Origin of the sequence: Amycolatopsis sp. CB00013 (assembly GCF_001905755.1) — a bacterium.
Lineage (GTDB): Bacteria > Actinomycetota > Actinomycetes > Mycobacteriales > Pseudonocardiaceae > Amycolatopsis > Amycolatopsis japonica.
Map to the genome: position 1 here is coordinate 546,569 of NZ_LIWC01000006.1, position 13,146 is coordinate 559,714.

General features: G+C 69.1%; 11 protein-coding genes. 5 read left to right on the forward strand and 6 right to left on the reverse strand.

Annotation, left to right across the window (positions count from 1 at the left end; genetic code table 11):
• Positions 1–106 precede the first annotated feature (106 nt).
• Positions 107–3,094 carry a BTAD domain-containing putative transcriptional regulator gene (locus tag AMK34_RS36175; protein ID WP_241832940.1) on the forward strand — a complete coding sequence of 996 codons (2,988 nt, stop codon included), beginning with the start codon at positions 107–109 and terminating at the stop codon, positions 3,092–3,094.
• Here AMK34_RS36175 and AMK34_RS36180 read toward each other — a convergent pair.
• A complete protein-coding gene (locus AMK34_RS36180; protein WP_073848342.1) occupies positions 3,078–3,869 on the reverse strand; it encodes a Calx-beta domain-containing protein in 792 nt (263 codons plus the stop codon). The genes AMK34_RS36175 and AMK34_RS36180 overlap by 17 nt on opposite strands.
• A gap of 188 nt (positions 3,870–4,057) precedes the next feature.
• Between AMK34_RS36180 and AMK34_RS36185 the strand changes: the two genes are divergently transcribed.
• Positions 4,058–5,440: an FAD-binding oxidoreductase gene (locus AMK34_RS36185; RefSeq protein ID WP_038508755.1), complete on the forward strand. Its 1,383-nt coding sequence runs from the start codon at positions 4,058–4,060 to the stop codon at positions 5,438–5,440.
• Between the two features lie 12 nt (positions 5,441–5,452).
• A complete protein-coding gene (locus AMK34_RS36190; RefSeq protein WP_038508753.1) occupies positions 5,453–7,006 on the forward strand; it encodes an acetolactate synthase large subunit in 1,554 nt (517 codons plus the stop codon).
• A gap of 51 nt (positions 7,007–7,057) precedes the next feature.
• Here AMK34_RS36190 and AMK34_RS36195 read toward each other — a convergent pair whose 3' ends face one another.
• The 5 genes from AMK34_RS36195 to AMK34_RS36215 all read right to left on the reverse strand — a co-directional run bounded on the left by AMK34_RS36195 (position 7,058) and on the right by AMK34_RS36215 (position 11,291).
• Positions 7,058–8,485 (reverse strand): MFS transporter, encoded by a 1,428-nt coding sequence (locus tag AMK34_RS36195; protein ID WP_073848343.1) that lies wholly within the window; start codon positions 8,483–8,485, stop codon positions 7,058–7,060.
• 57 nt (positions 8,486–8,542) lie between these two features.
• On the reverse strand, positions 8,543–9,019 hold the full coding sequence (locus AMK34_RS36200; RefSeq protein ID WP_241832941.1) for a DUF3761 domain-containing protein: 477 nt from the start codon (positions 9,017–9,019) through the stop codon (positions 8,543–8,545).
• 72 nt (positions 9,020–9,091) lie between these two features.
• On the reverse strand, positions 9,092–9,844 hold the full coding sequence (locus tag AMK34_RS36205; RefSeq protein WP_073848345.1) for an SDR family NAD(P)-dependent oxidoreductase: 753 nt from the start codon (positions 9,842–9,844) through the stop codon (positions 9,092–9,094).
• A gap of 9 nt (positions 9,845–9,853) precedes the next feature.
• Positions 9,854–10,741, reverse strand: a complete 888-nt coding sequence (locus AMK34_RS36210; protein ID WP_073848346.1) for an SRPBCC family protein — start codon at positions 10,739–10,741, stop codon at positions 9,854–9,856.
• Positions 10,734–11,291 (reverse strand): ArsR/SmtB family transcription factor, encoded by a 558-nt coding sequence (locus AMK34_RS36215; protein WP_073848347.1) that lies wholly within the window; start codon positions 11,289–11,291, stop codon positions 10,734–10,736. The genes AMK34_RS36210 and AMK34_RS36215 overlap by 8 nt, the downstream gene beginning before the upstream one ends.
• Positions 11,292–11,375: 84 nt before the next feature.
• Between AMK34_RS36215 and AMK34_RS36220 the strand changes: the two genes are divergently transcribed.
• Both AMK34_RS36220 and AMK34_RS36225 read left to right on the forward strand, forming a co-directional pair.
• Positions 11,376–12,452, forward strand: a complete 1,077-nt coding sequence (locus AMK34_RS36220) for a sensor histidine kinase (protein ID WP_038508746.1) — start codon at positions 11,376–11,378, stop codon at positions 12,450–12,452.
• Positions 12,449–13,117 carry a response regulator gene (locus AMK34_RS36225; RefSeq protein WP_038508744.1) on the forward strand — a complete coding sequence of 223 codons (669 nt, stop codon included), beginning with the start codon at positions 12,449–12,451 and terminating at the stop codon, positions 13,115–13,117. The genes AMK34_RS36220 and AMK34_RS36225 overlap by 4 nt, the downstream gene beginning before the upstream one ends.
• Positions 13,118–13,146: the final 29 nt, after the last annotated feature.

Here is a 13,146-nt window from a genome sequence, read left to right on the forward strand (position 1 = left end):
CAGACCGGTTGTGGCGGGGTTGTCGAGATCGTGTGCCCTAATTGGCCGATTTCGGTGAGTCTTCGCCCGGATACGCTCACCGAGGTCACATGCCGGAGGGAGCAGGGTGCCCGGGCCAGGGGAACTACGGGTGCTGGGCCCGGTCGAAGCGATCGGCCCCACCGGGCGGGCGGAGTTGCACGGCGCCCGCCAGCGAGCCGTGCTCGGCGTTCTCGCCCTGCACGCGGGTTCGGTCGTCCCGATCCCCCGGCTGGTCGACGTGCTCTGGGGTGAAGATCCGCCGCGCACCGCGGTGAAGACCCTGCACAGCCATGTCGCACGGATCCGGCAGGCGCTGGAGGACTGCGGGTTCCCGCTGGTCCTGCAGACGCGCAAACCCGGGTACGTCCTGACGGTCGCACCGTCCTCTGTCGACGCTCTTCGCTTCGAAGAAGAACTTCGTGCCGCCAAGCGGAGTAATCCCGGTCAGGCGGTGACGGCGTTGCGCGAGGCGTTGCGGCTCTGGCGCGGTGAGGCCTTCGCGGACGCCGAACTCGACGGCTGGGGCCTGCGCGAGGTCGAACGGCTCCAGGAACTACGGCTGTCCGCCTGGGAAGAACTTTGGGACGCCGAGCTCAGGCTCGGCGAACACGAAGAGGTCCTCCGGGAACTTCCACGGCTCCGCGCCGAACACCCGTACCGCGAACGGCTCGCCGCGCTGCACATGCTCGCCCTGCATCGCTGCGGCAGACATGCCGAGGCGTTGGAGACGTTCCAGGCCGTGCGCAGAGGGCTGGCGGACGAGTTCGGTGTCGATCCCGGACCGGAACTGGTCGAACTGCACACGTCGATCCTGCGCCGCGCGCCCGAACTCGACGCACCCGCACGGGGTACCGCGCCCGCACAACTCCCCGCCCGTGTCGGACACTTCACCGGACGGCAGCAGGAGCTCGCTTCACTCGACGAACTGCTCGACGAAGCCGAGCCGCCGGTCGTGGTGATCTCCGGGGCGGCGGGAATGGGGAAGTCCGCGCTCGCCGTGCAGTGGGCGCATCGCATCGCGGATCGCTTCCCCGATGGCCAGCTCTTCCTCGATCTCGCGGGGCACGACCCGAACGAGGCGCTGTCGCCGGGCGACGCGCTCGCGCATCTGTCGCGGGGTCTCGGCCTCCCCGACGACCGGCTGCCCGACGCGACGGCCGAACGCGCGGCGCTCTACCGCTCGCTGCTGCACGGCAGGCGTTGCGTGATCGTCGCCGACAACGCGGGCGGCGTCGACCAGATCCTTCCCCTCGTCCCCGGTACGGCGAAGGCGATGCTGATCGTCACCAGCAGGCAGACGCTGGCGGCGCTCGGCAGCAGGCACGCCGTCCGGGTGTTCGCGCTCGACGCGCTGGCCGATCCGGAATCGATGACGCTGCTCACTCGGGTGCTGGGCGCGGACCGGGTCGCCCGCGAACCCGCGCAGGCCGCACGGCTGGCCAGGCTGTGCGACGGGATGCCGTTGGCGTTGCGGATCGCCGCCGCGCGCCTGACCGGCGAGCCGAGCCGTCCGATCGCGGAACTCACCCATGAGCTGACCGGCGTCGGACGATTGGAAACCCTTGCGGTGCAAGGGGATTCCCGGACGGTCAAAACCGTCCTCGCGAGCGCCTACCTGCCACTGGAGCATGCTCCGGCCCGCCTGTTCCGGCTGTCCGGACTGATCCCGGGGACGTCTTTCAGCGCTGCACTCGGCGGCGCGCTGTGCGGGGTGCCCGCCGAAGCGGGCCGGGCCGCGGCCGCCGAACTCTCCGCGGCGCACCTGATCACCCCGGCGGGCCCGGATCGCTATCGCCTCCACGACCTGATCCGTGAGTTCGCCGTCGCGTGCGTCCGCACCGACGAAACGACGGCGAGCCGCGCCGAGGCCGCGGACCGGTTGATCGACTGGTATCTGCACGTCGCCGCCGAGGCGAACCGGATCATCGACCCGAACCGCGATCTGGTCGTCCCGGCCTTGCGACACCCGGCACCCGGAAGGCCGTTCCCGGCGGAAAGACGTGCGGCGCTGGCGTTCCTGGGGGCCGAGCGCCCGAACCTGCTGCCTGTGGTGCGGTTCGCACGCGAACACGGCCGCAATACCGCCGCTTGGCAGCTCACCTACCTGCTCACCAGTTTTTACGACACCACGGGCGGCTGGAACGAGCGGATCGGGCTCTGCCGCGAGGGGGCCGCGGCGGCCGCCGAGCTCGACGATCCGTTGGCGGAAGCGGAAATGCTGCGCGCGCTGGGCGCTGCCTACTTCATGACCCGCAGGCTGACGGACGCGCTCGAAACCAACGCCCGCGCGTTGAAGGCCGCCCGTGCGGCCGGCGATCTCGAAGGCGAAGGCCACATCTACAACAACACCGCGAACGCCTACGCCGCGCTTCGCCGGTTCGACGAGGCGATCACCGCGTACCGGCTCGCGGTCGAGCGGTGCACCTCGGCGGGCAACCGGCTCGGCCGCGCCCTGTCCCAGCGCAACCTCGGCCACGCCTACATTCGCCGCGGCCAGCCGATGGACGGTCTCAGCCCGCTGACGGCCGCGCTGGAGACGTTCCGCGAACTCGGCAACGCCCGGCTGGAAGCGGCCACCCTGGACACCCTCGGCGAGGCCTACGAGGAACTCGGCGATCACGATGTCGCGCTCGACCACCTCGGCAAGGCGCTTGCCGCGTCCAGGGCGATCGGCGACCGCTGGCAGGAGTGGGAGTCGCTGTTGCACGCCGGCCAGGTCCACCTCGCCCGCAAGGATTTCCGGGCCGCCCGGGACGACTTCGACCAGGCGCTGCTGATCAGCCGGGACGTCGGGAACCGGCACAGCGAGGCGGCCGCCCTCGACCGGCTCGGCCGCGCCCACCTGGGGCTCGGCGATCTGGGGTCGGCAAGGGAAAGCCTTGAGCGCGGCGTCGCGGTCCGGGCGGGTGTCCCGGATCCGTACGAGGAGGCTCATCTGCACCGCGACCTCGGCGACCTGGAGACACGGTGCGGCGACACGGCCGCCGCGGCCGCCCACTGGGCTCGAGCGATCGAGCTGTACCGGCGGGCGAACGCGACGGCCGACGCCGACCTCGTCACCCGGCGGGGCTGATCACCACGGTGGAGGTCGCGTACACGAGCCTGCCCTGCGACGGCTCGAAGAACTCGACCCGCGCCTTCCCCGTTTGCCCGGGCAGGACCGTGAGTTCGGCGTATCCCCTGGTCTCACCGCGCTCGAAGGTGACGACACCGTCCTTCACCGGCTCGTGGGCGGAGCCTTCGGTGCGGTAGCGGATCGTGAGCGGTCCCGCGAGCCACGGCCGGGAGAGCACGAGCGGCACCTTGCAGCTGGTGGCCTGCGCGAAGTTCGGCGGGAGCGACCAGCAGATCTCGCCTTCCTGCGTGGTGGCCAACGGCACGGTCTTGACCTTGTCGTCGTCGGCCACCCAAGCCACGCCGACGCTGTGCCCGATCCGCACGCCTTTCTCCCCGTACAGGCGCAGCGAGAACATCTCGTCGTTCTCGACGAAGGAATCGGCGCGGACCTTGACCGCGACCGTCTGCGTGTCCGCCCGCCCGGACCAGGTCAGCGTGCCCGCACGCGGCAGGTAATCGACGCTCTCCTTCGCGACGAACGCCGGATCGACCGGCGAACCGTTGCCCTCGATCGTCCGGTATTCGACCGAGCCCTGCGGTGCGCAACCGCCGTCGGCGAGTGAAACGGTGAAGAGAAGGGTGGTGTACCCGGCGCTTGTCCCCTCGGCCTGGCTGACGCCGCTGACGTTCACCACGGGCGTGGTGCAGCCCGTTCCCGCGCCTTCGGCCGCCGGTACCGCGAGCCCGAACGCGATCGCGAACGACGCCCCCAGCGCCGCGATCCGCCTCATCCTTGATCCCATCGAGCGTCCACCCCTTCCGGCGGGCCGCCGCGGCCCGCTGCGACATGGGTATCCGAGTGAGGTTGTCGTGAGGTTGTGACCGGGGGAAGCAAACATGAAAATGATTCATGGCCATCCCCGCCCACGACGTACTACGCTTCGGTAACCAGGCAAAGAAGCGTGAGGAAGGGCAGTCGATGGGCGATGTTGCGGCACGGTTCGCCGAGATCGTCGGGGACGCGAACTTGCTGTCAGGCGAGGCGATCCCCGAGGACTACGCACACGACGAGGCTTTGACCACCTCGGCGCAGAGGCCCGCCCACCTGGCGAAACCGGGAAGCGCCGAAGAGGTCGCGGAGCTACTGAAGGCGGCCAGTGAACACGGCGTGCCGGTCACCGCGCGCGGGTCGGGCACCGGCCTGTCGGGTGGTGCGCGGCCTCGCGAGGACGGCCTGGTGATCTCCTTCGAACGCATGAACGCCGTGTTGGAGATCGACACCGAAAACCACGTCGCCGTCGTCCAGCCCGGCGTCACACTGTCCGATTTGGACGAAAAGACCACGGAGGCCGGACTCGGCTACACCGTCTATCCCGGGGAACTGAGCGCGAGTGTCGGTGGCAACGTCGGCACGAACGCGGGCGGCATGCGCGCGGTCAAATACGGCGTCACCCGCCACAACGTCGTGGGCCTGCAGGCCGTGCTGCCGACCGGCGAGATCATCCGGACCGGCGGCAAGACCTCGAAGGTGTCGACGGGTTACGACCTGACCCAGCTGATCATCGGCTCCGAAGGCACCCTCGCGATCGCCACCGAGGTCATCGTGAAGCTGTACCCGCGCCTGCCGCACGGTGCCACGGTGTTCGCCCCGTTCGAGACCTTCGACGAGGTGATGACCGTCGTCCCGAAGATCATCTCCAGCGGGCTCGCGCCGCACATCCTCGAGTACATCGACAATCTGACGCTCGCCGCGATCAGCTACAACGAGAAACTCAGCCTCGGCGTGCCCGACTCCATCCGGGACACCGCGCAGGCCTATCTGGTGGTGGCGCTGGAAAACCGCGACAGCGACCGGCTGCACTCGGACGTCGAGGAGCTCGGCGGGCTGCTGGGAGACCTCGGCGCGATGGACGTGTACGTGCTCGAAGGCCCTTCGGCACGCAAGCTCATCGAGGCACGCGAAAAGGCGTTCTGGACGGCCAAGGCGGCCGGTGCCGACGACGTCATCGACGTGGTGGTCCCGAGGTCCGCCATGCCCGAATTCCTGCGCAAGGCGAGGGAAATGGCGATGTCGCGCGAGGCGGGCGCGCTCGGCTGCGGACACGCCGGCGACGGCAACGTCCACCTCGCCATCTTCTGCAAGGACACGGACAAGCGGAAGCAGCTGCTGACCGACATCTTCGCGCTGGGCATGGAACTCGGCGGCGCGATCTCCGGCGAACACGGCCTCGGGAGGGCCAAGGCCGGCTACTTCCTCGACCTGGAGGACCCGGCGAAGATCGCGCTGATGCGCCGGATCAAGGAAAGCTTCGACCCGGCCGGGATCCTCAACCCCGGCGTTCTTTTCGCTGAGAGGGCTTGAAAAGTGAGTGAGATGAACGGCGCCCAGTCCCTGATCCGCACCCTCGTCGACGCGGGCGTCGACGTGTGCTTCTCGAATCCGGGCACCTCGGAGATGCACTTCGTGGCCGCGCTCGACTCCGTGCCCGAGATGCGCGGCGTGCTCGGCCTGTTCGAAGGCGTCGTCACCGGCGCCGCTGACGGGTACGCGCGCATCGCCGACAAGCCGGCCGCGACACTGCTGCACCTCGGCCCCGGACTCGGGAACGGGCTGGCGAACCTGCACAACGCGCGCCGCGCCCACACCCCGATCGTCAACGTGATCGGCGATCACGCGACCTACCACAAGCAGTACGACGCCCCGCTCGAGTCGGACATCGAAGCCGTCGCCGGTTCGCTCGACGGCTGGGTCCGCCGTTCGGAGCACACGAAGGACGTCGGTGCCGACGCCGCGGCGGCGGTCGCGGCGTCGCAGGACGCCCCCGGGCAGGTGGCGACGCTGATCCTCCCCGCCGACGCGTCCTGGGGCGAGGGCGGCGAAGCGTGCGCGCCCATCCCGCCTCGGATCCCGCAGGTCGTCGACGCGACGACGGTGAAGAACATCGCCGAAGTGCTGACCAGTGGCGAACCGGTCGCCCTGCTCGTCGGCGGCAGCGGCTGCCGCGAGGCCGGGCTGCGCGCGACCAGCCGGATCGCGGCCGCGACCGGCGTCAAGACGTTCGTCGAGACCTTCCCCGCCCGGCTCGAACGCGGCGAGGGCCTGCCGACGATCGAGCGGCTGGGCTACCTCGCCGAGCAGGTCGCGTACCAGCTCGACGGAATCAAGCACGTGATCGTCGCCGGCACGAAGGCTCCTGTCTCGTTCTTCGCCTATCCCGGCAAGGCGAGCAACCTGGTGCCCGAAGGCGCGCAGGTCCACGTGCTGGCCGAAGTAGCGCAGGACGTGCCGCGAGCTCTGGCCGACGTGGCGGAACTGGTCGCGGCCGAGACCGAGCCGGTACTGCAGGAGGCCGCCCGGCCCGCGTTGCCGTCCGGGCCGCTGACCCCGCAGAACTGGGTCGAGGTGATCGGCGCGCTGCTGCCGGAACGCGCGATCATCGCCGACGAAGCGAACACGTCCGGGCTGTTGCTGCCCGCCGCGACCGCGGGTGCGCCCCGGCACGATGTGCTGACCCTGACCGGCGGCGCGATCGGCTACGGCATGCCTGTCGCGACCGGGGCCGCCGTCGCCGCACCGGACCGGCCGGTGATCAACCTGCAGTCCGACGGCAGCGCGCTGTACACGATTTCGGCGCTGTGGACGCAAGCAAGGGAGAACCTCAACGTCACCACCGTCCTGCTGAACAACCGCGCATACGCGATCTTGCGGCTGGAGCTGCAGCGCGTCGGCGCGGACGCCAACGGCCCCAAGGCGAACGAACTGCTCGACCTTTCCCGGCCGGACATGGACTTCGTCAAGATCGCCGAAGGCATGGGTGTCCCGGCGACCAGGGCGACGACCGCGGAGGAGCTGGCCGAGCAGTTCCAGCGCGCGCTCGCCGAGCCGGGCCCGCACCTGATCGACGCGATCGTCCCGACGCTGTTCTGAGCGAGCGCCCTTGCGTTGCGATGAAGTCCTTTCATCGCAACGCAAGGCGCGCTAGTGGACCGAAGCGGCCAGCGGCTCGGGCTGACGTTGCTTCGGGACGAAAGCGGTCAAGACGAGCCCCAGGAGCGCCGCGCCGGCGGCGACCACGAAGCTCAGCCGGAATCCGGCCGCGGACGGGACGGAGACCCCGCCGACGGTGATCGCCAGCGACGCGAGCATGGACGCCATCACCGCGCTGGACGTCGATGTGCCGACGGAGCGCATCAGCGAGTTCAACCCGTTCGCGGACGCGGTTTCGGTGACCGGCACCGAGCCCATGATCAGCGCGGGCATGGCCGCGTAAGCGATGCCCACACCACCGCCGATGATGATCGACGCCGTGATCAGCTCGACGGCGTTGTCCATCAACACGGTCGCGAAGACATACCCGGTCGCGATGGTGGTGGCACCGACCATCAGTGTCGTACGCGGTCCGTAGCGCTCGATGAGCCGGGCCGAAACCGGCGACAGCATGAACATGACCAGGCCGTTCGGCGCGAGGCAGAGACCGGCCTGCACCATCGTCAGGCCGAGGCCGTAGCCGGTCGACGCGGGCGCCTGCAGCAGCTGCGGGAACGACAACGCCATCGAGTACAGGGCGAAACCGATCATGATCGACGCGAGGTTGGTGAACAACACCGGACGCCGCGCGGAGACCCGCAGATCCACGAGCGGATCCCGGCGTCGCAGCTGGTAGGCACCCCAGACCAGCAGGATCACCAGCGCGCTCCCGCCGAAGGCCAGCGTGCGGCCGCTTCCCCAGCCCCATTCGCTGCCCTTGACGATCGGCAACAACAGGCAGACCAGGCCGACCGTCAGCCCCAGGGCACCGAGGTAGTCGAACGGCGCCGGTGTCTTCACCGGCGATTCCGGCACCACGAAGAGGATCAGCAGGCCGCAAACGAGCCCAAGCCCCGCCGACGCCCAGAAGAGGACGTGCCAGTCGGCGTTCTGCGCGACCAGCGCCGACACCGGGAGCCCGATGGCACCGCCGACACCGAGCGTCGAACTCATCACCGAGATCGCCGCACCGACCCGTTCCGGTGCGAGCTCGTCGCGCATGATGCTGATGCCCAGCGGGATCGCGCCCATCGCGCAGCCCTGGAGCCCCCGGCCGACGACCATCAGCGCGAGCGAACTCGTCAGCGCCGACACCACGGAACCGGCGACCAGGAACCCCAGGCTGATCAGCAGCAACCGGCGTTTGCCGTAGAGGTCGCCGAGCCTGCCGCTCACCGGCATCACCACGGCTCCGGCGATCAGGGTCGCCGTCACCACCCACGACGCGTCCGACGGGGTCGTGTCGAGCAACCGGGGAAATGCCGGGATGAGCGGGACGACCAGCGTCTGCATGAACGAGGCCACCAGCCCGCAAGTGGCGAGCACGACCACGAAGATCCGGGGCGAAGGTGCCCGTCCGACCGGTTTCACCATGCGCATCCCATGATCCGACCTTACACAGCACCACCCTTCCCAGTGAATGAATGACGGACGGGATCACAGCCAGGTGCGGACCCCGCCGTGCCCGGAGCAGGTGCCGCGGCGATTCTGGCTGTAGCTGTACGAACCGTCCTTGCAGAGGGCGGTCGCACCGTCGGCCGCGCCGGGACCGCTCGCCGGCCGATGGACGCACACGCCGTCGGTGTTGCGGTAATAGTCGCTTCCGCATTCCGCCGGATTCGGTGCCTTCGGCGTCGCCTGCGTGGTCTTCGGACGTGCCTTCGTCGGTTTCGGCTCGACCTGCTTCGGCACCTCGACCGCGGTCGTGGCCGGTGGAACGAACTGCTGAGGTGTCGGCGTAGGCGTCGCCGTGGTCGTGGTCGTCGGCGGTGTCCACGCGGTGGTCGTCGGCGTCGACATCTGACTGCTCGCCGGCGTGACCCTCCCGGTGGGCACGGTCTCCACCCCGCAGGCTCCGGCGACCAGAAGTCCGATCGCCAGCGCCATGCCCAGCTTCGTTGTGCTCTTCGGCATAACAACCTCCCCAGCACCTGGTAGTGCCGCGTAGTCGGGAGATCGTTCGCCGGTGTTAACGGCGGCTGTGGGTCAGTCGACCATCGTGCCGCAACTGATATTCAGCGCCGTCGCCGTCATGCTGCGCGCGTGATCCGACGCGGCGAAGGCGGCCACCCGGGCGACGTCTTCGAGTGAAGCCGTCCGCTTGAGCATCGTCGCGTCGACCATGTCACGGATGGCGTCTTCGAGCCCGGCCTCCGCCGGGATCGTCTCCGGGATCCCGCCGGTGCGCAGGGTCACGACACGGATGCCCTGCGGTCCGAGCTCGCAGGCCAGTCCTCGCCGCAGCGCTTCCATCGCGCTGAACGCGACCTGGAGCCCACCGAGGTGATATCCCGGCAGCGGGTCACCGTCGCCACCGAACATCAGGATCACCCCGGACCTCTGCTCGATCATGTGCCGAGCGGCCGCCCGTGCGGTCAGGAAGTTCGTCCGTACCGCCGTCCGGACCGGGCTTTCCAAGTCCTCCAACGACATCTCGACGAGCGGAGTGCCCTGGACGTCGTTGTGCGTGATCACGTTCATCGAGATGTCGACACTGCCCGCGGTGGAAACCACCGACGCGGCATGCTCGTCGACGGCGGCTTCATCGAGTGCGTCGAACTCCGCTGTTTCGGCTTTCCCGCCGGCCTCCCGGATTTCGTCGGCCAACGCGTCGAGCTTCTTCAGCGTGCGACCGGTGAGATGGACGGTCGCGCCTTCTCTCGCGAAGCCGCGGGCCACCGCGCTCCCGATTCCGCCCGCCGCCCCGTAGACGATCGCGTTCCTGCCTTCGAGCAACATCGCTTCCTCCTACTTTCCATCCAGTGTGATGAGACCTTCGGGCATTCCTTCCAGCCGGACGTCGGCCCACAGCGGGAGCCACGGGTCGATCTCGTGGAACCGGCGCAATTCCGCCAAACCGCTGAGCCAGCCCATCCACGAGCCGTAGGGCGGCTTCTCGGCGGCGAATCCACTTTGGACGAACGTCAGCTTGGTGCCGCCGCCGGAATCCTCGAGCTCCCACGTGGCGACGACGCCGTCCTGGTACGCGAGCGACATCTTGGTGTCGGGCACCAGGTCGACGATCTTCGCCGGATCCGGGTCGTTCTCCAGTGACCCCATCGCCCAGCGGCCGCCGACCTCGGTCTCCGCCTCGATCCGGGCGCCGAACCAGCGCGTGAACACGGCGGGATCGGCGATCGAGGAGTAGACCTCGCCGCGCGGCGCGTCGATCCGCACCTCTTCGCTCATCAGCGGGGAAGTGAGGTCGCAGCGGGCGGTGAGCGGCCGTCCTTCGACGTAATCGACGAGGTTCGCGATGGACAGTGCCCAGAACGTGTACATCATGCCGAGTGACGAATCCGGGTCGGCGAGCATCGCGGTGTAGTCCGGCAGCCCGCTCTGACTGAACGACAAGGACGTGCCGTCCCCGTCTTCCGTCAGCACGATCTCGACGACGGTCTCCTTGCCGTCGACGGTCCACGCGAACCGCAGGACGTTATCCTCGGCCAGCAACAGTCGCTGGCGCGGACGATCGCCGTCCGGCGTGTAGCGGCCCCAGAACTCGTACCGGGACGGCAGGTCGACTTCCGCGTACTCGGAAAGCCACTCGCGCAGCGCCCCGGGATCGGTCAGCGCGTGCCAGACCTCGTCGATCGGCGCGCGCAGGCGCACTTGGAACGTCGTCGGCTCAGCCACGGGCTTCTCCCTTCGGGTAACAGGCCACGGCGAGCTTGAAGGCGTCGCCTTCCGCTCCGCCGTAGCGGGTGAACAGGTCCTGCAAAGTCGTCTTCAGTTCGTCGAGGAACTCCTGGCGCCGCTCGGGCTCCACCCGGATCTCGCCGGAAACGCCGATCGACGGCAACTCCGGCGCGGTCCGGTCGAGCGCGGCGACGTCCGCCTGGACCTCCTCCATGAGGTCCACCAGGTAGCCCAGGCTCAGCTCGTCCCGCGCCACCCGCGGGCCGAGCCGTCCGACCAGTCCGGGTGACAGCCAGTACGAACGGGCGGTCGCCTGGTACACGCCCTCACTGACGGCGCGCACCTTCCGCTCCGACACCTGCTTCACGAGACCGGCTTCCACCAGTCGCTTCACGTGGTAATAGACCCGCTGGGGAGTCTGATCCAGCACCGCCGCCACCTCGGTGCACGACCGCGGCTCCGCCAGCTGCCGCAGGACGTCCACCCGCTGCGGTTTCAGCAACGCCTCCGCCTGCTCCAGCCGATCGAGGTACTCCACATCCTTCACGGCGTCACACCCTTGATCACAAAAATCAGTTTGAACGTAAAAATCCATTTTGTCAATCGGCCCGGATCGCGCTACTCTCGTCGTGTGGCGATCCTGCGGCGGTACGCGGCGGAAATCGCGGTCACCGTGGCGGTGATCGCGGGCTCCGTCGCGGCCTCGCTCGGGGACGGCGCGGAGACACCGCGCAACGCGGCCGTCGGCTGGGTCTGCGTGGCGCTCGCCTGCGCGGCGTTGTTCCTGCGCCGCCGGTTCCCGCTCCCTGTCACCATCTTCACCGCGGTGTGCTGCGCGATCTACTACCCGCAGACCGATCCGGACGGGTTCGTCCTGCTCGCGTTCGCCTTCGCGCTGTACAACAACGCCTCGACCGGACGGATCCGGAGCGCAGCGGTCGTCGCGGCGGCCTCGATGGGCGGCGTCGCGATCGGCGAGCTGGGGGCCGGCGCCTCACGGCAGGTGGACAACTTCGCCTTCCTGCTGATGGCGGGCTGGTTCATCGCGCTGGTCGCGGTCGGCGCCGTGACGTACTACCGCCGAGAGGCCGAGCGCACCAAGGAGGCCGAGGCCCAGCGAAGGGCCACCGACGAACGCCTCCGGATCGCGCGCGAACTGCACGACGTCCTCGGCCACAACCTGGCACTCATCAACGTCCAGGCCGGTGCGGCCCTGCACGGCAAGGATCCGGCGAAAGCCGAGGAGGCACTGACCACGATCAAAAAGACCAGTAAGGAGGCGTTACGAGAACTTCGCGCCACCCTGGGCATGTTGCGGCAGGCGGACACACCGAGCCTGGCCAGGGTCGCCGAACTGGCCGAGTCGGCGGGCGCGCACGGGCTGACCGTCCGGACCGAGATCGACGGCACGGCGACGGAACTGCCACCCGACGTCGAGCACGCCGCGTTCCGCGTCGTCCAGGAGGCGCTGACCAACGTCGCGCGCCACGCCGCCGCGAACACCGTCGTGGTGCGGATCGGCTACACGCCCCATGATGTGTCCGTGCAGATCGACGACGACGGCCGGGGAGGCACGGCGGAGCCCGGCAACGGGATCCGCGGTATGACCGAACGGGCCGAGGCACTCGGTGGCGAACTCACCGCGGCCGCGCGCGAGGACGGTGGCTTCCGCGTGCGCGCCCGGCTTCCGCTGCGGGTGAGGAAATGATCCGGGTCCTGCTGGTCGACGACCAGCGGCTGGTCCGCGCCGGGTTCAAGTCCATTTTGGACGGTGAAGATGACATCAGCGTGGTCGCCGAAGCGGCCGACGGGCGTGAATCCCTCGAAGCCGCGCGCGAACACGAACCCGACGTCGTCCTGATGGACATCCGGATGCCGGTGATGGACGGGCTCACCGCGACCCGGCATCTGCTCGGAGATCCGGCGCGGGCCGGGACCAAGGTCGTCATCCTCACCACCTTCGACCTCGACGAGGACGTCTACGGCGCCTTGCGCGCGGGTGCCAGCGGGTTCCTGGTCAAGGACACCGAACCGGAGGAGCTGATCCACGGTGTCCGCGTGGTCGCCAGGGGCGACGCGTTGCTCGCGCCGTCGATCACCCGCCGCCTGATCTCCGAATTCGCCGGCCGGGTGGACCGGCCCGCCCCCTCGCCCACCCTGAACCGGCTCACCGAGCGGGAACGCGAGGTGATGAGCCTGGTCGCGGCCGGACTGTCCAACGACGAGATCGCGAAGGAACTCGTGCTCAGCCCGGCGACGGCGAAGACGCACGTCAGCCGGATCATGACCAAAGTGGACGTCCGTGATCGCGCGCAGCTCGTCGTGCTGGCCTACGAATCGGGCATGGTCACCCCCCGCTGGTTGACCCCGTGACCACAACCCCGGTAGTACGGGAAGCGCCT